This is a genomic window from Geosporobacter ferrireducens, from assembly GCF_001750685.1.
Taxonomy (GTDB): Bacteria; Bacillota; Clostridia; order Peptostreptococcales; family Thermotaleaceae; genus Geosporobacter; species Geosporobacter ferrireducens.
In genome coordinates this window covers 5,114,309-5,135,003 of the sequence record NZ_CP017269.1, presented here as the reverse complement: position 1 = coordinate 5,135,003, position 20,695 = coordinate 5,114,309, and the positions used below count along the sequence as shown (strand labels likewise).

At 37.5% G+C, this 20,695-nt stretch carries 23 protein-coding genes; 5 read left to right on the top strand and 18 right to left on the bottom strand.

Annotated elements, in window-relative coordinates; translation table 11 throughout:
* Positions 1 to 3: 3 nt before the first annotated feature.
* The 6 genes from Gferi_RS24085 to Gferi_RS24060 form a co-directional block, all read right to left on the bottom strand.
* Positions 4 to 855, bottom strand: a complete 852-nt coding sequence (locus Gferi_RS24085) for a nitroreductase family protein (protein ID WP_069980663.1) — start codon at positions 853 to 855, stop codon at positions 4 to 6.
* A 43-nt stretch (positions 856 to 898) separates the two neighbouring features.
* Positions 899 to 1,816 (bottom strand): glutaminase A, encoded by a 918-nt coding sequence (gene glsA / locus Gferi_RS24080; RefSeq protein ID WP_069980662.1) that lies wholly within the window; start codon positions 1,814 to 1,816, stop codon positions 899 to 901.
* 124 nt (positions 1,817 to 1,940) lie between these two features.
* A complete protein-coding gene (locus Gferi_RS24075) occupies positions 1,941 to 3,611 on the bottom strand; it encodes a nucleoside kinase (RefSeq protein WP_069980661.1) in 1,671 nt (556 codons plus the stop codon).
* Positions 3,612 to 3,751: 140 nt separating this feature from the next.
* Complete coding sequence (locus tag Gferi_RS24070; protein WP_069980660.1) at positions 3,752 to 4,177, bottom strand: CBS domain-containing protein; 426 nt, start codon at positions 4,175 to 4,177, stop codon at positions 3,752 to 3,754.
* A gap of 103 nt (positions 4,178 to 4,280) precedes the next feature.
* Positions 4,281 to 4,802 carry a signal peptidase I gene (gene lepB / locus Gferi_RS24065; RefSeq protein WP_069980659.1) on the bottom strand — a complete coding sequence of 174 codons (522 nt, stop codon included), beginning with the start codon at positions 4,800 to 4,802 and terminating at the stop codon, positions 4,281 to 4,283.
* Between the two features lie 135 nt (positions 4,803 to 4,937).
* Positions 4,938 to 5,897, bottom strand: coding sequence for an RluA family pseudouridine synthase (locus Gferi_RS24060; RefSeq protein ID WP_236932776.1), 960 nt, complete (start codon positions 5,895 to 5,897; stop codon positions 4,938 to 4,940).
* Between the two features lie 217 nt (positions 5,898 to 6,114).
* Here Gferi_RS24060 and Gferi_RS24055 point away from each other — a divergent pair, with 217 nt between their 5' ends.
* Positions 6,115 to 6,690, top strand: a complete 576-nt coding sequence (locus Gferi_RS24055) for an MltG/YceG/YrrL family protein (RefSeq protein WP_069980657.1) — start codon at positions 6,115 to 6,117, stop codon at positions 6,688 to 6,690.
* 50 nt (positions 6,691 to 6,740) lie between these two features.
* Here the strand turns inward: Gferi_RS24055 and Gferi_RS24050 are convergent, their stop codons facing one another.
* The gene (locus tag Gferi_RS24050) at positions 6,741 to 7,046 is read right to left on the bottom strand and encodes a hypothetical protein (RefSeq protein ID WP_069980656.1); all 306 of its coding nucleotides are present in this window, start codon (positions 7,044 to 7,046) and stop codon (positions 6,741 to 6,743) included.
* Positions 7,047 to 7,205: 159 nt separating this feature from the next.
* On the opposite strand from Gferi_RS24050, the gene Gferi_RS24045 reads away from it, so the two are divergent.
* The gene (locus tag Gferi_RS24045; RefSeq protein WP_069980655.1) at positions 7,206 to 7,934 is read left to right on the top strand and encodes a hypothetical protein; all 729 of its coding nucleotides are present in this window, start codon (positions 7,206 to 7,208) and stop codon (positions 7,932 to 7,934) included.
* Between the two features lie 91 nt (positions 7,935 to 8,025).
* Here the strand turns inward: Gferi_RS24045 and Gferi_RS24040 are convergent, their stop codons facing one another.
* From Gferi_RS24040 to Gferi_RS24025, 4 genes are all read right to left on the bottom strand, one after another.
* Positions 8,026 to 8,748, bottom strand: a complete 723-nt coding sequence (locus Gferi_RS24040; protein ID WP_069980654.1) for a pseudouridine synthase — start codon at positions 8,746 to 8,748, stop codon at positions 8,026 to 8,028.
* A 9-nt stretch (positions 8,749 to 8,757) separates the two neighbouring features.
* Positions 8,758 to 10,119 (bottom strand): RsmF rRNA methyltransferase first C-terminal domain-containing protein, encoded by a 1,362-nt coding sequence (locus Gferi_RS24035; RefSeq protein ID WP_069980653.1) that lies wholly within the window; start codon positions 10,117 to 10,119, stop codon positions 8,758 to 8,760.
* An 86-nt stretch (positions 10,120 to 10,205) separates the two neighbouring features.
* A complete protein-coding gene (gene pssA, locus Gferi_RS24030) occupies positions 10,206 to 10,721 on the bottom strand; it encodes a CDP-diacylglycerol--serine O-phosphatidyltransferase (protein WP_069980652.1) in 516 nt (171 codons plus the stop codon).
* The gene (locus Gferi_RS24025; RefSeq protein ID WP_069980651.1) at positions 10,711 to 11,352 is read right to left on the bottom strand and encodes a phosphatidylserine decarboxylase; all 642 of its coding nucleotides are present in this window, start codon (positions 11,350 to 11,352) and stop codon (positions 10,711 to 10,713) included. Before Gferi_RS24025 ends, pssA begins: the two co-directional genes overlap by 11 nt.
* A 236-nt stretch (positions 11,353 to 11,588) precedes the next feature.
* Here Gferi_RS24025 and fba point away from each other — a divergent pair, with 236 nt between their 5' ends.
* Positions 11,589 to 12,518: a class II fructose-1,6-bisphosphate aldolase gene (fba, locus tag Gferi_RS24020; protein WP_069980650.1), complete on the top strand. Its 930-nt coding sequence runs from the start codon at positions 11,589 to 11,591 to the stop codon at positions 12,516 to 12,518.
* Between the two features lie 68 nt (positions 12,519 to 12,586).
* On the opposite strand, the gene Gferi_RS24015 is transcribed toward fba, so the two are convergent.
* The 5 genes from Gferi_RS24015 to Gferi_RS23995 all read right to left on the bottom strand — a co-directional run bounded on the left by Gferi_RS24015 (position 12,587) and on the right by Gferi_RS23995 (position 17,645).
* Entirely contained in the window at positions 12,587 to 13,954 is a 1,368-nt protein-coding gene (locus Gferi_RS24015; protein ID WP_207645780.1) for an MATE family efflux transporter, read from the bottom strand.
* A gap of 76 nt (positions 13,955 to 14,030) precedes the next feature.
* Positions 14,031 to 14,558 carry a peptidylprolyl isomerase gene (locus Gferi_RS24010; protein WP_207645779.1) on the bottom strand — a complete coding sequence of 176 codons (528 nt, stop codon included), beginning with the start codon at positions 14,556 to 14,558 and terminating at the stop codon, positions 14,031 to 14,033.
* 63 nt (positions 14,559 to 14,621) lie between these two features.
* The gene (locus Gferi_RS24005) at positions 14,622 to 15,065 is read right to left on the bottom strand and encodes a YkvA family protein (RefSeq protein ID WP_069980648.1); all 444 of its coding nucleotides are present in this window, start codon (positions 15,063 to 15,065) and stop codon (positions 14,622 to 14,624) included.
* A gap of 128 nt (positions 15,066 to 15,193) precedes the next feature.
* Positions 15,194 to 17,320: a heavy metal translocating P-type ATPase gene (locus tag Gferi_RS24000; protein WP_069980647.1), complete on the bottom strand. Its 2,127-nt coding sequence runs from the start codon at positions 17,318 to 17,320 to the stop codon at positions 15,194 to 15,196.
* Between the two features lie 22 nt (positions 17,321 to 17,342).
* Positions 17,343 to 17,645 carry an ArsR/SmtB family transcription factor gene (locus Gferi_RS23995; protein WP_456297980.1) on the bottom strand — a complete coding sequence of 101 codons (303 nt, stop codon included), beginning with the start codon at positions 17,643 to 17,645 and terminating at the stop codon, positions 17,343 to 17,345.
* A gap of 315 nt (positions 17,646 to 17,960) precedes the next feature.
* On the opposite strand from Gferi_RS23995, the gene Gferi_RS23990 reads away from it, so the two are divergent.
* On the top strand, positions 17,961 to 18,188 hold the full coding sequence (locus Gferi_RS23990) for a helix-turn-helix domain-containing protein (RefSeq protein ID WP_069980645.1): 228 nt from the start codon (positions 17,961 to 17,963) through the stop codon (positions 18,186 to 18,188).
* 44 nt (positions 18,189 to 18,232) lie between these two features.
* Here Gferi_RS23990 and Gferi_RS23985 read toward each other — a convergent pair whose 3' ends face one another.
* Complete coding sequence (locus tag Gferi_RS23985; protein ID WP_069980644.1) at positions 18,233 to 18,934, bottom strand: TIGR01906 family membrane protein; 702 nt, start codon at positions 18,932 to 18,934, stop codon at positions 18,233 to 18,235.
* Positions 18,935 to 19,046: 112 nt separating this feature from the next.
* On the opposite strand from Gferi_RS23985, the gene Gferi_RS23980 reads away from it, so the two are divergent.
* Positions 19,047 to 19,322 carry a hypothetical protein gene (locus Gferi_RS23980; protein ID WP_069980643.1) on the top strand — a complete coding sequence of 92 codons (276 nt, stop codon included), beginning with the start codon at positions 19,047 to 19,049 and terminating at the stop codon, positions 19,320 to 19,322.
* Positions 19,323 to 19,705: 383 nt separating this feature from the next.
* On the opposite strand, the gene nudC is transcribed toward Gferi_RS23980, so the two are convergent.
* Positions 19,706 to 20,518: an NAD(+) diphosphatase gene (gene nudC / locus Gferi_RS23975; protein ID WP_069980642.1), complete on the bottom strand. Its 813-nt coding sequence runs from the start codon at positions 20,516 to 20,518 to the stop codon at positions 19,706 to 19,708.
* Positions 20,519 to 20,695 lie beyond the last annotated feature (177 nt).

Here is a 20,695-nt window from a genome sequence, read left to right as displayed (position 1 = left end):
GCTTTATTTAAAAGCACCATTCATTGAAAAAATGCTAAGAACTTCATAGCTTTCTGGAATACGATATTTTTTTTCTAGCCCTTTCACACTGGCACTCCATTTTCCATCCATTTCTTTTTGATGTGCCATAGCCTCCACATAAAACATTATGATTCCTCCATCAATTCTGCTTCGATTTAGACCATCTCGTTTTTCTTTCGTTACAGATAAAATCAATGTATTATCATCAATAATAAATTGCCATGGCTGTTGATTTGCCCATGAAGGCGCATACCGTACCCTCTCCAAAATGCATGCCAGGGGATGATTATCAACCGTTTGCTCCTTATTATTCCACTCTCCCCAATGCACTATCTCTTGAAGGTTGTTTCTCGCAGACTTTCCGTCTATAATGTTTTTCACCAATTTTTCGCTAATACCTATTCTTGAATATCCGATAGGCGTAAGAGCTAGCAGCAACTTGTTCTCGTCAAAGATATTTAACACTTCCTTTGCTTTATGCTGTTGATGGAGTACTTCAATCCAACAGGTGCCTAAACCTTCTTGATATGCCAGCACCATCAACTGCTCCATTCGATATCCCAGGTTCTCTAAACATCCTTCCTTATTTTCTGTTATGGCCGCGATATAATGAGGTCCTTCGATCGTCTTTCCAAAATATCCTGCATAACCAGCCATTTTCTTGGAGGCCTCATGTCCGTTCTCTATCAGTAAAAAATTAAGATCAATATCTTCATATAGCGGTTTAGTGCTTTTCGCTCCAGTGATGATTTTATTCAACAACAATGGATCAATTTTTCTTTTTTCATAGCTTCTAACAGAAGATCGATTATCCAATACCTGAATCAGGTCCATAGGCTCACCCTTTTTCATACATTAACAAATAAATTTATCAATATTAAAACATACTTAAAGAAAGCTCTTTAGAAATGTCCTGTAGTATTTTCAACCCACCCATGCTGTTACCCTTAGCATCCAATGCCGGTCCTACTACACCAATACCCATTCTGTTGGGAACTGCACACATAATTCCACCGCCTACGCCACTCTTCGCCGGCACTCCAACATTGATGGCAAATTCTCCAGATGCATCATACATCCCACAGGTTACCATAAAGGTTTTAGCGATTTGTGTAATCTCTTTTGGTACCACTTGCTCTCCCGTACCCAACATAACTCCTTGATTAGCAAGCAAGGCGCCGATTCTAGCAATATCCTCACAATCAACCTCAATAGAACACTGTTTAAAGTATAAATCTAAAATGCTTTCTACATCTCCTTCCAGGATACCCACATCTCTTAAAAAATAAGCCATGGAACGGTTTCGATCACCGGTTCGCTTTTCAGATAGATATACACTTTCATTTATTTTAAGATTAGGATTACAAGATAATTTGCGAAACAGCTCCAAAATCCTCTGAAACTTTTCCTCATAGCTGTCTCCTTGAATCAAGGAGGTAACTGCAATGGCACCGGCATTAATCATAGGGTTTAATGGTTTGGAAGGATTGATGGTTTCCAGCTTCCGCATGGAATTAAATGCATCTCCAGAGGGTTCCATACCAACCCTTTCGAAAACAAATTCTGCTCCTCTGTCCATTAGGGCCAACATTAGCGTAATTGGCTTTGATACACTTTGCATCGTGAATTTTTCTTCATAATCTCCTGCTTTGTAAACATTCCCTTCAATATCAACTACAGTGATCCCAAGAGCATTGGAATTAGCATTCATTAACTCTGGTATATAGGCCGCTACTTTCCCGAAATGGGTCCACTTCCTGTTTTTCTCTAATAATTCTGTTAGCAAAAGCTGCATGTCGCTCCCTACCCTTCTCTTATCTATTGCAACTTCTACTTTAAGACAAAGCATATCATTCGTCAATGCTTTTGTATGATAATCTTCTTAATATTTTCTAATATAGTATAATTAGAAAATAGTGTTAATCTTCATTATGAAAACAGCTTCCACCAATAAATTCTCGAATGATGGAGGTCTGTGGTATTACAGTCTCATCGTCAATGGACAGAAAATAACTTAAGAACTTGAGTAATCGCTTTGCTTCTGAAAATTCCTTCGCACTTTTATGAATCTCATTTAAAAGGGGTTCCGCATATTTTTTTAAAACAGCCAGCTCGTAGGTTAGCGCTGAATTAAACATTACATCGGCATCTTCTTGATAAGGAAAGATATTCTTTTCTTCACCCCTTCGTACTGAATTCCATCGACCAAGTGTATTAAGTGCCGAATGCCCTCTGTATTTGCTGTCTCGAACAATACGTCGCAGCAGTCGGGAATCTGTAGTTGGAATTCGATTATGATCATCAATATTCAGTTGGGTTAATGCGCTGATGTAGATCTTAAATTTCTTGTCATGGGGAATATCTTGTGTTAGCCGTTCATTTAATCCATGAATTCCCTCAATGATAATTGGATGATCTTCAGAAATCTTCATAATATTTCCGCGATATTCACGCAACCCTGTATGAAAATTGAAATAGGGAATTTCTACCTCATACCCATTAATTAGCTTCGACATATGATCATTAAACAGCTCAATATCTACAGCTTCCAAGGCTTCAAAATCATATTCTCCATATTCGTCTTTCGGTGTATGTTCTCGATCTACAAAATAATCATCTGTGGAAAGTGAGACCGGCTTTAGCCCGTTCACCCTTAACTGGATGGCTAACCGCTGGGCAAAGGTTGTTTTACCTGAAGAGGAAGGACCCGCAATGAGAATAATTCTTTTCTTCTTCTCTGTAATCATATCAGCAATTTGCGCAATTTTCTTTTCATGAAGGGCTTCTGCAACGCGAACCAATTCATCATAACTTCTATTCTCAATACGCTCATTTAAGTTGGCTACATAGCCAACATCCATGATTTTTCCCCATTTTTCAGCTTCTCTAAAAATACTGGCCAGTTTGCTTTGCTCTTGGAAATCAGGTATTTGCGTAGGATTACTTTTTTCAGGATATTGAATAATTACACCAGGATCATAATATTTTAATTTAAATATTTTAAGAAATCCTGTACTTGGTACCATATAACCGTAAAAATAGTCCTTTAGCCATCCACAACTGTAAATATTAATTTCCGGCTTTTCCCTATAGTTTAGCAGCTTTGTTTTTGCATCAAATCCCAGTTCATTAAAGATTCTTTTTGCATCCTCAATAGGGATACTATCTTTAATAAACAGAACATCTTCCTCAATAATTTCTTGCATTCTCGACTCTATTTTTACTATATCTTCTTCCACGATGGGTCTCTTGTAATGAAGTTCACAATAAAGTCCCTTACTCAAAGAATGCTCTACAGTTACTTTGCAGCCTGAAAAAATTTCCATCGAAGCACGTATAAAAACAAAGGCTAGACTCCTTTGGTAGATTCGGATGCCATCAGAATTTGTTAAATCTAAAAATTCCACATCACTGTCTTTATGTAAAACATACTCGAGTTCTCTCAATCGGTTATTCACTTTCGCAGCCACAATAATAGAAGGATGATCCTTTTCAACCTGTCTGCTGACCTCTAAAAGTGTTGTTCCCTCAGGTACTTCTATCTCCTTCTGATTTCCTATCTGTAACTTTATAAGCTTGGCATCTTTCATGATTCATTCATCGTCCCCTTTCTCAGCTTTATTATCAGATTATGTAAGGTTAAAAAATTATATACCCTTTATCAAGGTATAATACTTAATTCTAGAAAAGATTGAAAGTTCCTGTATTTCTACAAGAACTTTCAGTCAAACTACATTTGTGGTCTGCTTGGCTTAGAAATATCGCTTAAGGCATCTCCGGCTTCATTTACATATATATTCTGTGTAGCTAGATCTCCAATTGCCAAAATCCCCACCAGCTTTCCATTCTCCACAACCGGCAGTCTTCGAATTTGATGTTTGGCCATTAAATCAGCTGCTTCATGGGCATCCATTTCCGGCGAGGCATAAACAAGATTTTCAGACATTACATCCTGAGCATTTGCACTGGTATTTCCATGAGATACACTACGAATAACAATATCCCGGTCGGTCACGATTCCCAATGCATGTTTCTTGTCATCACAAACAGGAATGCATCCTACATCTAATTGTTCCATCTGTTTAGCAACTTGGCTGATGGGTGTATTGGGAGTAGCAAAAGATACATTTGTTGTCATTAATTCTCTAACTTTCATGATAAAACCCTCCTTTATCTTTATCTTTATTTATCATGTACAATTCTTTTAAAAAATACTCAGAATATAACAAAGAAAAGCTCAGACATTTCTGTCTGAGCAATCATTGAACTTTTCCAATTTTTGTAAAAGGGTAAAGTCTCACGAATACCTTTCCTCTAACGGTTTCGATTTCTACCGGCCCAACACGGTCATCACGGCTATCCATACTGTTTTCACGATTATCTCCCATAACAAAAATCATACCATCAGGTACAACCGTATCTACCTCTCCTGGTGTATATAGACTATTTGTGTAAGGCTCATGCTGCAGTTCTTCGTTTACAAACACTTTTCCATCCACTACCTCCACGTGATCGCCTGGCAGGGCAATCACTCTTTTGATCAAATCTTTTTCTTTTCCTTCAAAGGTTTTTAGATGGGATTTAAAAACTACGATATCGCCACGCTCCGGTGCATGCAGCATATATGGAATCTTGTTAATTATCAAGTAATCATATTGATCCAGTGTCGGGTACATTGAATAGCCTTTAACTAAAGTTGGCCGTACAAAAGTAGTAATCACTAGCGCAATTAATACGGACAATGCAATTGTTTTAATCCATTCCATGATCTCTTTCTTCATCTAAACATCTCCTCTTTCAGACTTACTATTCACTATTTTACCACTAAACCTTACTTTCTACAATCATCTTCATCTTTAACCTTGTCTTTTCTACACAGATTTAAAGGGCAGCCATAGAAGCTTGCCCTTCTTTATCTAGAATAAATTCATTTCAATCTTTCTGAAAATCTCCGGTAAGGGACATAAGAATTCTTTTCCTTCAAGATACTGCATTCCTCCAATCGTCTTTTCAAAAACAATTTTATAGGCATGAAGCAGTTGGCTGCTAAGTCCAAACTTCTCACGAAATTCCCTGTTTGTCTTAATGTCACCATACTTTCCATCGCCTACAATGGGATGACCAATGGAAGACAAATGCAAGCGTATTTGGTGACTTCTACCGGTAATAATTTCTACTTCCACCAAACTAAAATCTCTATTACTTTTGAGCGGCTTTAGCTTGGTACGGATTTCTTTTGCGCCCGCTCTGTTACGATTTACAATTTGAACTTGGTTTGCTTTTTCATCTTTCCATAGGAATCCGGAGAGTTCTGATGATTCTTCTACAGTGCCTTTAATAATCGTTTGGTAATATTTATGGATATGATTTTTATGTCGCATCATCTCATTTAAGTTTTGTACAGCCTCGTAGTTTTTCCCAAATACTACGATCCCGCTGGTATTTCGATCAATACGGTTGATACTTGCAGGTACAAAGGTTTTTTCTAAATCTGGATTATATTCCTTTTTAAGATATAGATATTTGATCACTTGGTTGACCAACGTATTTTTGCTTTCCTTTATATCCTCGTGAACCAGTAATCCTGCAGGCTTATTTACAAGAAGAATATTTTTATCCTCATAAACGATGTGAAAATCTATATCAACCTCTTTAATTTGTTTTTGTTCTTGAAAACCGGTAAGGGTGTCATCACTCAAGTACAATTGAATCAAATCTCCTGCTCTCAGAAGGTATTGAGGTTCTACCCTGCCATTATTCACTTTAATATTCTTTTTACGCAGCATTTTATATAAAAATCCCAAGGAGGCTTTGGGAAGATATTTTTTCAGAAATTTATCTATACGCTGATTTTCTTCATTTTTACCGATCATCATTTCTTTCAATGCAATCATCTCCAAATACTTTGTTATAATTTTCAGCTATATCGTTATCGATTTTTATATTGTATCACAGTTTATACTATTATGTACAAAATCTACTTTCATCAACCAAATTTCCCCAAATTCTACCTTGTTTTTAATAATTCTTGAAAACCTATGTAACATTATGTTATCCTTAATAAAGGAATATCTATAGGGAAGGTGTGTTTAGATGTTTGAGAAATTAAAGGATTTTTTATACGAAACCAGTGATATAATATTAGCCTTGGTTATTATTCTCATCATGTCAACGGTAATTACCTGGAAGGTAACAGATTCTCTTGCTTACAACAAAGAAAAAGGCTCTATATTTACTGAAATTGAACAGCAAAGCAATGAACAACAGCCTGATGAAAGTATTGATGCAGCAGATGATCAAGATCTAGTGATAATCAGCTCCACACCTGAAGAAAATTCACAAGCAGAGACGGAAACTCCTCCAGCAGATTCCGAACAAGAGTCAACGGAAGGTCAAGCGCTGACAGATCCTCCACCGGCAACTACAGAACCAACAAACCCTACATCTCCAACAGCCGCTGTTATACGTGTTGAAATCCCTAGCGGTACCTCCGGGTCAGGTATTGCTAAAATATTAAAGGATAAAGGATTAATTGATAATACTGCTAAATTCATTGCCCGTGTGGAAGAATTGAAGCTAGCTTCGAAATTAAAATCTGACACCTTTGACATTCCTTCAGGAACCTCCCTGGATGATATTATTTACACTATAACCGGTACAAAACGATAACCTACATATATGCTAAACAAAATGGATAACCTTTTTCGGTTATCCATTTTTTATTCCAAATCATCCACTGCCGAATTTTTATGAATATACTTCATCACATAATCTAATCTTTTTTTCTGCTCATCATTCATAAAAAACCTCATCTGCTCAAGCATGTTCAGCTGGTTTTGATAACTTTGGGAATCTTGGCTGATCATCATGTTCAACAGCACCAATTCATCCATTATATTCTCCTCGGTCTTTCCTCTATATAATTCTGACAGTTCTTCTAGCATATGCAAATGTTCATCTCTTAGTTTGTCTCCACCCATGAATTCCATCAATGATCTTATTTGATCCATGTTCATTTCTTTCATAATACCCCCCCTGTTCTTTCAGCAAAACTTCATATTAATCTATGTGAGCCTTTTGTTGTTTATTCATAAATTCATGCTTCTCATAGTAACACTATTCTGTGCTTTTGCATATGCTGAAACAAAGGCCTATCATCCGATAGAATAATTGGGAGGCGTATTATGAACGATTTTCTTCCGATCCCGTATGAAGATTTGACACTATCTGAACAAGAAATGAGTATTGCTCAATGGAATAATCCTGGAAATAAAAGAATTCTTTTATTTCTTTTACCCGTGTTTTTTCTCTGGTTTATGAAAAACAGAGGCTTACAGCCTTTTTCTCAAGAAATCGAAAAACCGCCTTTACGCTCTCGTCCTCCGGCTCTACCAAGACCGCAGATAGAACCTGCTGCATCTCAGGGGCTTGACCCTGCATTGCTAGATAGATTAACCCTTATGCTGGACAGTATAAAAAAAGTAAACAGTATCAGTGGAATTATGAAAAACATGCCCCGTGCCGGTGATTCACCTAATAAACTAAATCTAGGCATCATCAAAGAGTTTGTGGATGTTTTCAGCAATCACTTAGGTGAAGAGCAAAAAACACAATTTAAAAACATCGCGAATATAATGACGATGGTGGAAAAGGTTAAAGAAGTAAAGTCAAAGATGGATGAACAAAAGAAACTTTCAGCAGATCAGGGTGGTGATTATACTGATCAAATCGCAAACCTATTAGAGGTGATCAAACCAATTCTTCCAGATGAACAAGCAAAAAATATTGATAACATACAGAAAATGGCACAAATGATGAAGATTATGAACGTATTTGATGCACATCAATCGGAAGAAAATGACGCTGAGAAAGAAGATGTTAAAGAAAATGATTTTGAGGAAGATGAAGCCTAACAAAAGATCAGCTTCCTACATAATCCTTGGAAGTTGTTTAGATGAATCGTTGAAATACAAAAACTAAAGGGTGGAGAATAATCTTCACCCTTTATCGTGTTCTTAAAATTTCCAGTTCTTCAGCTGTAAGTTCACGAAAATCTCCTAATTCTAAACTTTCGTCTAACTTCAAATTACCCATGGAGATTCGCTTTAAATATGTAACTGTTTTTCCAACTGCTAGAAACATTCTCTTTACCTGATGGAATTTACCTTCGTATATTGTTAATTCAATCTCGGACTGTTCTCCACTTTTCAAAATACGCAGTTGTCCCGGCAATGTTTTATATCCATCCTCCAAAACGACCCCTTCACTAAAAAGTGCCACATCCTTTTCGTCTACGTTCCCATCAATCATTGCAAAATAGGTTTTAGGTATATGTTTTTTAGGAGACAGCAGTTCATGAGAGAGTTTTCCATCGTTGCTAAGCAACAGCAGTCCTTCTGTATCTTTATCCAATCGTCCAATGGGAAAAGGTTCATATACCTGATATTCATCTGGAAGCAGGTCCACAACCGTTTTGACACGAGGATCAAAACTGGCAGAAATGACCCCTTGAGGCTTATTCATCATGACATATATATACTCCCGGTACACGAGTTCTTCTCCATTGACCATAATTTTATCCTGACTCGGATCCACATGTTGGCTACTGTCCTTAACTACCTGTTGATTAACCAGTACCCATCCTTTTTTAACAACACTTTTAATTTCTTTTCTCGTGCCATACCCCATATTGCTTAAAAGTTTATCCAATCTCAGTGTCTTTGCCATAGGAACCTCCTAATCCAATCGTCTCCAGGCTGCAGGATATTCATTTTTTAACAGGTTTTCTGTTTGCTTTGCCCATCCCAGTGGAAATCCATCTACACAAACCAATGTCCACCCTTTTTCACCATCTATATGGAGCGTCTCCCCTTTTAAATATTTTATAACCTCTTGAGATCTACTGGAAAAATCAACCGTTCTTTGTGCATCTTGTTTTTTTAATGCCATTGCCATCGCTTGGCTAGGTTCAAATCTGTTTTTCTTTAGTGTCCCCAACAAAAGCCCCGAGCGCAATACTTTTAATCCTCTTAATGAAGGTACCCCCTTAGGAACCTGATATAACTGGTCTCCATGAATTTCATAAGGACCTTCAAAAGAAATCACTAAATTTTTCTCCATAAATTCAATAAATTCTCTAGGTGCTGAAATTCCTTGATTGTTTTCTGCTCTTGCTATAAATTCTTTTTCAAGTCTATTTTTTTCAAGGCAAGCTGCAAAATGTCCTTCTCCGCTGATCTTATGCGGCCATAGTCGCATGGTATTGATTTGGATATCGCTGTGGTTTGCCACTGGTGCGGTGATCCCAAAAGCATTTTTAAAATGTTCTATTGGTTTTAATTGAAAGGCTTTGTGCCTCTCTAAGAAATCTTCAATAACAGCCTCGTTTTCCTCTCTAGAAAAGGTGCATGTAGAGTAAACCGCTTGTCCTCCTGACTTTAACATCCTACTCATGTAAGACAGAATCTCTGCTTGTATAGAGATATAATAATCTGGCCCTTGTTTTTCCCAACTCTTAACCATAGCTTCATCCTTACGAAACATGCCTTCTCCAGAACAAGGCGCATCCACTAGAATCCTATCGAAAAAGCCTTCAAAATAATTTACAAGTTTTTCGGCAGATACATTGGTAACAATTGCATTGTGTATTCCAAATAATTCTATGTTTCGAATTAAGGCTTTCACACGATTAAGATTAATCTCATTGGAAACCAAGAGACCCGTTCCCTTCATTTCATTGGCCAATTGAACAGTTTTTCCACCAGGAGCAGCACAAACATCAAGAATTCGTTCTCCTGATTGAGCACCTAATATCTCCACTGGTATCATCGCGCTTGGTTCTTGAATATAATACAGCCCTGCATGATAATAAGGGTGTTTTCCCGGTCTGTCTTCCTCTCGATAATAAAAACCCTCTTTACACCAAGGAACAGGCTCTAGGGTAAAAGGTGATATTTTCAAAAAGTCTTCAACAGATATTTTTAATGTATTAATGCGTAGACCTTGTACTCTCGGCTGTTCATAAGAAGCTAGAAATGCTTCATATTCATCCTGTAAAAATTCCTTCATTTTATTTAAAAATTGCTCTGGAAGGCGCATTTCAAATCTCCTCTTTCCTTTTTGTTACTCAGTATCTTTTCCGAATGTAAGGCATAATTATACCCACCGTTCGGTGGGTATGCAGGTTATCTTTTCTTTAATTTAATCCGCTTAGACACCATGGCATAAGACAAGAATAGCATAGATACCAACATAAAAGGCATACTGGTAGTAAATCTCGTAGAATACAATGACATCAATGCTACAATACCACCGCAGAGCGTTATAGGAATTCCCATATAAACGCCTTCAAACTCGGAAATATTGTACCGTGCTAATCGAGAAGCACCACAGACAGCAAATAAAACCGTCGCACCAATCCCTAATGCACCTGTTTCCATTAAGTTCAAATGCCACATGAGTATGGCAGGTGCTACACCAAAAGAGATCAAATCACAGAGCGAATCTAACTCTTTACCGAACTCACTCTCTACATTTAACTTTCTCGCCAACTGTCCATCTAGACGATCCAACACACCTGCAGTAATAATTAAAAATGCTGAAGTTCCATATTGATCATAAAAAACAGAAATGATTGCCAAAATTCCCATTGCTAGGTTTAATAATGTAAATAGATTCGGGATCTGACTTCTATATTTCATACTTAACCACCCCTATCGTTGTTAATCCCGCCTGAACGCGATCGCCTTTTGTTACCACTATGTCTACCTGCTTCTTTGGAAGGATCATCTCATAACATGCTCCATATTTATTATGTCCAGATATTTCTCCCTGTTGGACACTATGTCCATTCCAAATCCAAGAAAAAATTCTTTTTCCAAAAAAGCCTGACATCTGATGGACTAGTAATCGGATCTTCTCTCCTTGTATCCCTATGGTGTACTTTTCTCTCTGTTTCTGATTTGTGCTTGCATCCGTAAGAAAAACATTTCCCTTACGATAACTAGCGTTGGTAACCTCTCCGCTGATAGGAATCCTTGTTACATGTACATCGGTAATAGAAGAAGTGATGCAAACCTTTACTCCTTCACCCTCAATGTACGCGTCCTCAGAAATATCAGTGATATCGGTTATAACACCATCAGCTACAGATAAGATGATATTCTGACTCGGTGCAACTTGTCTTTTTGGACTTCTATAAAAGAATAAAACAGACAGCAAAAGTAGAAAACTAACTATAGCAACCGGTTTTAAATCTAACGTACCTAGGGTAACAATAGAAAATATAATCACATATTTGATTGCTCTAGGAAAAATCCAAAAATGCTTCATAGGTTACCTGCACTTTCTAGATGTCTTTTTAGACTATTAAACCACATCTTCTTTATATTATATTTTACAGCATAAATCACATTCTTCATAGTAATTTTTTGTAGTATTTTTTATTTTGTTGTTATATAATTACAATTGAATATGAATGTAAATTCATTCCAACTCTGATTTTATTATGATTAATATATTTCAAAAATATATTCTTAATAATTCTAAAGCATAGAGGAGGACTTAAAATGCCATTAGTAACATCAACAAAAATGTTTCAGGATGCTTATGCCGGCGGATATGCCATAGGCGCATTCAATGTCAACAACATGGAAATTATTCAAGGAATTGTAGACGCAGCAAAGGAAGAAAAATCTCCCCTCATCCTTCAAGTATCTGCGGGAGCAAGAAAATATGCCAGTCCTATCTATTTAAGAAAACTGGTTGAAGCGGCCGTTGAAGACAGTGGATTAAATATCGTACTTCATTTGGATCATGGCGAAGACTTTGAAATCTGTAAAATGTGTATTGATGACGGTTTCACTTCCGTAATGATTGATGGTTCAAAGCATCCATTTGAAGAAAATATTGCACTAACCAAGAAGGTTGTTGAATATGCCCATGCGAAAGGTGTTGTGGTAGAGGCAGAACTTGGAAAATTAGCAGGAATTGAAGACGATGTAAATGTCAGTGAAAAGGATGCCGCCTTCACAGATCCTGATCAAGCAGCTGAATTTGTAGAAAGAACCGGTGTTGATTCTTTAGCCATCGCCATCGGCACAAGTCACGGAGCATATAAATTCAAAGGCGAACCAAGATTAGATTTCCAAAGACTTGAAACCATCACAAAGCTACTTCCAAATACACCATTGGTACTTCACGGTGCATCCACTGTATTGCCTGAATTTGTAGAGCTTTGTAATAAATATGGCGGCAATATTCCTGGTGCTCAGGGTGTCCCTGAGGATATGATCCGCCAAGCAGCCCAGCTAGGAGTTTGCAAGGTAAATATTGATACGGACCTAAGACTTGCAATGACAGCTGCTATTCGAAAAGTATTTATGGAAAGTCCTTCTGAATTTGATCCTCGAAAATACTTAGGACCAGGAAGAACGGCTATTAAAAAAATGGTACAGCATAAAATCCGCAACGTTTTAGGATCTAGCAATAGATTGTAAAATTCATAAGTATCTTCACATTATAAAATGAACGTAAATGGTCGGGGTTTTACTTAACCCCGACCATTTTATTTTAATTCTAGTAATCTCCAACCTTCACGTCTATAACGGATTACCATCAATACGGCTTCCAACATGAACTGAAGTGCCGTAGCCAGCCAAACAAAAACAATATTCAGCCGGAATACAAAAACAATTAAAAAAATCAAAGGCAGTCTTACACCTAAGTTTGTGGCTAAAGAAATCTTGAACGGCCCTTGCGTATCTCCAGCTCCTTTCAGTGCACCGGATATTACCATAGCAATGGCAATAGGCACCTGTTCTAAAGCTCCCACACGTATACATTTAGCTGCCAGCGCAACCGTATCTGCATCCGTTGTAAAGAAACTCATGATAAAGTAAGGTACTGTTAAAAATATAAATGCTACTGATGCCATTAAAACTACTGCATATTTAGCAGCTTGCGCAACACTTTCCTTGGCACGGTCTATATTTTTTGCCCCTAGATTTTGTCCCATTAGGGTAGTAGCCGCTATGGCAAAGCCATAACCCGGCATAAAGGAAAGTGATTCAGCTGCTACAGCCACTGAATTGGCTGCAAACTGAACCGTCCCCAGTTGAGCGATCCAAATAGCCGTAAGCAACCTGCTACCATCATTCATTGTCAATTCAAAAGCAGCGGGAATGCTCAGATTCACTAATTTTTTGAGAATATCCTTATCTATAGTGAATAAATCTTTAAAATAGATCTCAATACCACTCTTTCCTGAGAAAAGATAATATAATGAAGTCAGAGCACCCAATATCTGTGCTATACCAGTGGCAAGGGCGGCGCCCTTAACCCCTAAGGCTGGAAAACTCCATTTTCCAAATATCAAAACATAATCCCCTATAATGTTAAAGCTATTGGCTAATAATACGGCTCTTAAGGTATAATTTGTTTTCCCTGCCCCGCGTAGAATCGAATTGCTCACACCAAAAGGAATCAGAAAAAAACCTCCGATCAGCACATGCCTCAGGTAAGTCTCTCCTAGCTCAACAACTGCGACATCCTTCACTGCAAGACGAAAAATATCTTCTGCAAATATCATTCCTACAATTGTTACACCCACACTGATGAAAATTCCTATAGAGAGAGCTTGTGCCCCAATCTTTCCTGCTCTCCGGCAGTCACCCGCACCTATATTCCTTGCTACTAGGGCTGTTGCGCCTACACCTACTGCCCCCAAAATCATCATTGTAATGAACATGATCTGGGCTCCTAGACTCACTGCAGAAATAGAAGCAGGATTGAGCCTCCCGACCATAGCCGTATCTACCGTCCACACCAGTGTATGCAATGTCATTTCCAGAATGGCCGGCCAAGCAATTTTTATAATGTCTTTACGTACCTCAACAGTTTCCATTGATTTCCCCAATAAATTTCCCTTACGCATTAAAAAATCTCCTTTTAAAGCCCTATATATCTTTTTTCCAGCAACAGTGAAAAGGAGATAGGTTTATTCCCATCTCCTACAGCTTCTCCGGCTCCGGATATACCTGACCGAATAGATTTACCGTTACATGCTTCATTCTCTGATCCTCTACAGGCTTATCATTAAAGTTTCTCTTAACGCCTGCAATCCGATCAATTTCTTCCAGTCCTTCGATAACTTTACCAAAGGCTGCATACTGTCCATCTAGATGAGGTGATGTTTCATGCATCAGAAAGAACTGAGATCCAGCAGAGTCCGGATGTCCAGCTCTTGCCATAGAGATTACCCCACGGGTATGCTTCAGATCGTTTTTGAACCCATTTCCATTAAATTCTCCTTTGATATGATATCCCGGACCCCCGGTGCCAGCACCTTGTGGACATCCACCTTGGATCATGAATCCCGGTATAACCCTATGAAAAATCAGACCATTGTAGAATCCTTTCTCCACCAGGGAGATAAAATTATGTACAGTATTTGGAGCAACCTCCGGATATAATTCAACCTTTATTTCATTTCCATTTTCCATTTCAATCGTTACAACTGGATTTTGCAATATTCTCATCCTCTCTCTGTTTTCTTCTACTATTTATTTTTACTATATTCTTTGCCAAATTACAATACTCATTTAAATCTTTTTTGTCCTGCGGACAACGCTTTTCCCCATTCGGAATGTAGTTTTCCCTGCCAATATCAGAGCTTTGCCTAAAATTCTCCCTGTACTTGCAACAAACCGCTTAGCTGTCTCTTTGCTAATTGCAATGTCTTCATCGATGATCTCGTAGGAAAGACCGTGTTCAATCAATAAAAGATTTGCCTTCTCTTCTTCACTCATGTGCAGCACTTTTTTAAGTACAGTTAAAATAATGATTAAATCATCAACCTGACCCAGTACAGGTATGATACCCGGTACCACCTCGATTGGTGAAATCATATATCCCAAGGCACTATACAAAAGAATTTTTTGCTTTTTTGTCATAACAGGATCTTTATATAGCCGATAGAGCAGCTTTGTATAGGCTGGTAACCGTTTAATGGTCTGTAGGATCTCTGTTTTGTTTTGGTTATACATGCTTACACCCTTTTCTATTTCTTTTATATATATTATACCCAATCATTATCGGCTGATGCTTTATTTTAATGGAGCTTTTCCATATAAAAGAGCCCTGATTATTAAAGCAGAGCTCTTTTGCAAATTCTTTAAGCAGTTTCCTCTATTTTCATAATACGTAATGCATTTAATATTGCAAGCAGTGCTACCCCCACATCAGCAAAAACAGCCTCCCACATTGTAGCCAAACCGCCAGCACCTAAGATTAATACGATTCCCTTTACCCCTAGTGCAAAAATAATATTTTGATATACAATCTTTCTTGTTTTTTTTGCAATCTTTATTGCCTGAATCAGTTTAGAAGGTGCGTCATCCATAATTACAATATCTGAAGCCTCAATAGCCGCATCAGAGCCTAAACCACCCATAGCTGCGCCAATATCTGCTCTCGCAAGTACTGGTGCATCGTTGATACCATCTCCAAGAAACAGTATTTTTCCTTTTCCTTGTTTTTCACGCTCAAGTCCTTCTAAAGCCGCTACCTTTTCATGGGGCAGCAGTTCTGCATAGATTTCAGTTATACCTAAAGAAGATCCTACAGATTCCGCAACCGTTTTGTGGTCTCCTGTAAGCATAACCAGTCGTTTAATTCCTAATTGATTAAGTCCTTGTATTAGAAGCGAAGCATCTTTCTTTAATTCGTCATCGATTAAAATATATCCTGCATAGACTTTTTGGAAAGCAATATAAACTGCTGTTCCGGCTGCTTCTATTCTTTCAAAAACAATTCCTTCACGCTCCATAAGCTTTCCGCTTCCAACCAGTATTTCCTTGTCTTCTAAAACTGTTCTTGTTCCAAATCCTGGAATTTCTTCAAAGTGCTGAATTTTAACTCTCTCTATTTCCTTACCATAAGCCTGTAAAATAGATTTTCCGATTGGATGATTGGCATAACTTTCCCCGCAAGCTGCATATTCTAAAAGCTTTTCTTGATCCAATAAGCCTGTAGAATAGATTTGCTTTACTTTAAAAATCCCTTTGGTCAGCGTTCCAGTTTTATCAAATACAATCGTATCTACATCATTTAATGCTTCTAGGTAATTGCCGCCTTTTACCAATATGCCATTTCGCGATGCGCCACCGATCCCACCGAAAAAGCCTAATGGAATGGATACAACCAGTGCGCAAGGACAAGATACCACTAAAAATATTAATGCTCTGTAAATCCAGTCGGCGAACAGTGCTTCCGAAAGCAGCAGCGGTGGTAATATAGCAATTCCCAATGCGGTAAACACAACAATAGGCGTATAATACTTAGCAAATTTTGTGATGAAATTTTCTGTAGGAGCTTTTTTAGCCGTTGCATTTTGAACCAATTCTAATATTTTCGATACCGTTGATTCTCCGAAGGTTTTCTCTACAACCATGGTCAGCAGCCCATTGATATTTATCATACCACTCAAAGCCTGATCCCCAGGCTTTAAATTCCTAGGTACTGATTCTCCCGTTAAAGCAGAAGTATCCACCATGGATATTCCCTCTATTATTTTTCCATCTAACGGAATCTTCTCTCCTGGCCTCACGACAATAATCTCGCCAATCTTTACAGATTGTGGTTTTACCTTTTGTATTTCTTCTCCAATTTTTAGGTTCGCGGAATCCGGTCGGATATCCAGCAATGCCTTGATGGATTTTTTAGAACGGTTTACTGCATAATCTTGAAACAGCTCACCAACCTGATAAAACAGCATTACTGCTACTGCTTCGGTATATTCTCCAATGACAAAGGCTCCTAAAGTAGCCACACTCATTAGAAAATTCTCATCAAAGACCTGCCCTTTGCCAATATTTCGTACGGCTCTCCAAAGCACTTCTCCACCAATTAGTAAATAACTTGATATATATATAATCACTTCAAAATAAAATGAGAACTTACCGATTATCCCTACTAGAAATAATAAAATCCCTATTCCTAAAGGAACATGTTCTTTCCAATTATGATCTTCTTCCATAACAGGGTCATCGACTACATTTTCATTGCCAATCGCTTTAATAATCACATGTGGTTCTAAGCTGTGTACAATCGAATCTATTTCATCACAAATCCTATCCATTTCCTCATTGTTATCTGTTTCAAAAGTTAGGGTATTGGTAATAAAGTTCAAAGAAGCAGATAATACACCTTCGATATTATTGATTCGCTCTTCAATTTTCATTGCACAGCTAGCACAATCTAATCCCTCTAAAAGAACCTCTTTTTTTACACTGCTTAACATCCTTTTGTCCCCCCTCTTCTACTTACTTATGCAAGATATGGATGAAGCCCTGATCAAATATATGCTTGATATGATCGTCATCTAGTGAATAATATACAACCTTCCCATCTCTTCTGTATTTCACGAGCCTTGCCTGCTTAAGTACTCTTAATTGATGGGATATTGCCGACTGATTCATGCCCAGCAGTATAGCAATATCGCAAACACACATTTCCGCTTCAAATAAAGCACACAGTATTTTAATCCTAGTGGTATCTCCAAAAACCTTAAATAACTCTGCCAAATCATATAAGGTTTCTTCCGCAGGCATTTTTTCCTTTACCATTTCAACAACATCATTATGGATAACCGTGCAACTGCAACGGTCTTCATGATTATTTGTCATAATCCCGTCTCCTTCATCTTTATATATGAACATATATTCATATGTTCTGTTATCATTATAGACCTTTACCTATAAAATGACAATAGGTTTTGTCGAATTTTAAATAAAATTTAACAGTTTTTTTATTTTTCAAAAAATAGTATATGGTATGCTTATACATAATAGATAGATTTTCCTCATATATAAAAATAGGTACGATCATCTTTATCTTGACAATTTCATATAGAAAAATCTTATCGATAAGGAGGATTTTGCATGATCGATGGCATGAAAATTCGCAACCTGCGTACAGAGAAAGGTTATACTTCTTTAGATTTGGCAGTTCGCAGCAATATATCGAAAAGCTATATTGAGGAAATTGAGAGAGGAGATAAAATAAACCCAAGCTTTAAGACCGTCGAAAAACTGGCCGATGCATTGAACGTTCTCATTGACGATCTAAGACGGCCCATTAGTAAAACTGCGTCCATAGAAAATATATAGATAAAAATTGAGCAGCCAAAACATTCGTCTTGGCCGCTTTTATTTTAGTAGCTTTTTATCTTTCCGGATCTGAGCATTTTATATGCCGCTGCCGATAAAACTAATTGTATTCCCAGAAACCAGCTAAATATTTTTGTGCTGATTTCAATAAAAAACTCTAAAGGTACCATCTGAATTAATACTTCCTTCTCTGGATCCAGCAACCAAAGGTCATTGTCAAAAAATATTTCATGGAAATGGGTAAAGTATTTATTAAAATCAATCTGCATCAATATCAGTAGAATAAGAGCAAAAATAAGAGGCACCAGTCCAGACCACAACACGCTCTTATAAATATCACGCAGGGGATCATTCGATAAGCGGTAGATTGCCATAAGTGCTATTGCGATCAGAAGGAATCCAAGCTTTCTCAGGGCGAAAGCTTTAAGAAACAGCTGTTTAACATCAATCATATGCAGCTTTTCCCGTTCTCCGAATACCTCCCGCATTTCTCCCCTTATGGTCGCCTGTATATCCAAATTTTCTTCCCGATCCTTTAGATAGTCCATTAGTTTTATGGTAACACGCTCCAAATCCCTCATACCCATACCCGTTGACTCTTGAACATTATTTTTTTCATAGGTAGACAGATAAAAGTCTATATTAAAGGTATAGAACTGCAGAATCGTCATAAGCAGAATGAAAGGTAAAAAAACAGTAAGCAATAATCTGCTAATCTGAAGCACTGTCCTGTTTTCCTTTTTCATAGAAGCATGCCCCCTTTCTTTATGCAGCGCTTGCACAACTTTTTAGAAATCTTTATCAACTTTTCTAAAAAAGCATAAAATATACTAGAATCATAGGGAGGAGAATTGAAAAATGGCTAATGTAAGCAATGAAATAACCAGTATCCTAGCTTCTGAAACCTTTACCAGCCTATTATCATCCAGTAACATACAAATTGTCCAGTTACAAGCTGCTATTGCACTGCTGATTAAAGCCGGTATTCCCTTCGATGTAGCCTATAGTCCTGGCAGCAGACGGCTAGCTCCTTCTGCAGAGCTTACCATATTTATCAACCCTACCACACAAATAAATTTTGTCCTCAGCTTTGCTCCTGGAACTACTTTATTTGGTGGTGGTGTTGTAACATAAATTTTGATTTATGTCTCTATATCCTATACTCAGCTCCATAAAATTCTTATAACCCACCCCACACGGGGCGTTTATTTTGTTAAAACAGCCTATTTAATTTTAAAATAATTCAATATGCTTTTCAAGTATTATCGTATGGAATAGGACAAAAATTACACTTTTCTACTTCTTATTATTGTATATTATCCTGCATTCATTCAAAGCTTACATATTTGGTGGAAAAAGGAGGGAATGTTTTAAACTTCCATCACTCTTTATTACTGCATTACATAGTTCTAAACGCACCTTTTGCTCTACAAGTTAAAGACCTGTGATCTTTTTGGCGCAAATAAAAGAGTCTGTATGTTATAACAGACCCTTAATGCACAAATGTATAAACTTGACTAGTGATTTTCTATAAACCAGTCAATTAATTTTGAGGCAATACTGATTTTGCTGGGTCTTGGCGGTATATTCTGTGCTGTAAACCACCCAGCATCTAATAACTCATTTTCATCTATTTTAATCTCTCCCGATTCATATTCTGCCGTAAATGCTATCATCAATGAATTAGGAAATGGCCATGGTTGGCTGCCGAAATAGGATATGTTTTTTATTTTTATACCCACTTCTTCCATTACTTCTCTAGCCACACATTCTTCAAGTGTTTCCCCTGGTTCTGCAAAGCCTGCCAAGACACTATATATGGCGGCCGTAAACCTCTTACCCCTAGCCAATAAAAGCTGTTTATCCTTAACTACTGCCACAATAATCGCTGGGGAGATCCTAGGATAATTAATAAATTTACAAGAGGTACATACTTTAGCATGTTCATTTTTTATTGTTTCCGTAGGAGATCCACATTTTCCGCAAAACTGAAAGGTTCTATCCCAATCCATGATTTGAAAGGCTTTTCCTGCCATCCAAAAGATTTCCTCGTCTACCAAGCCCATCAATTGTCTCAAGTCTAAAAGCTTCAGTTGAGGCGGGACATCTTCTTCTGAGTTTACTTCAGCACAAAAACAATGGATACCTCCAAGTTTACCGATATACTGATTTCTCACAAGTTCTAATTGCAATTCAGATATATCTTCTGTAACCGGTATACTGGCTTTATCTTCCTTAAGACTTACCATTAACTTGTTACCGCAAAATAGAAACCATAGTGATTTTGTGTTTTTATCAGTTGGGTCTAGGTTTAGAGCCTCTGTGTACATGTATATTTCCTTCTTTCCAATGCGAATAGGCTGCCTTTAGTCTGTTACAATATCTGAGCCTGCTTGCAGATATTGTATCATCATTATACTATAAAATTGCAAAAAACTCACTTTTTTCTGCGTAATTCCTTATGCTTGCATATGGAATAGACCTCCCAAAACGAAAACTCCCCCAAA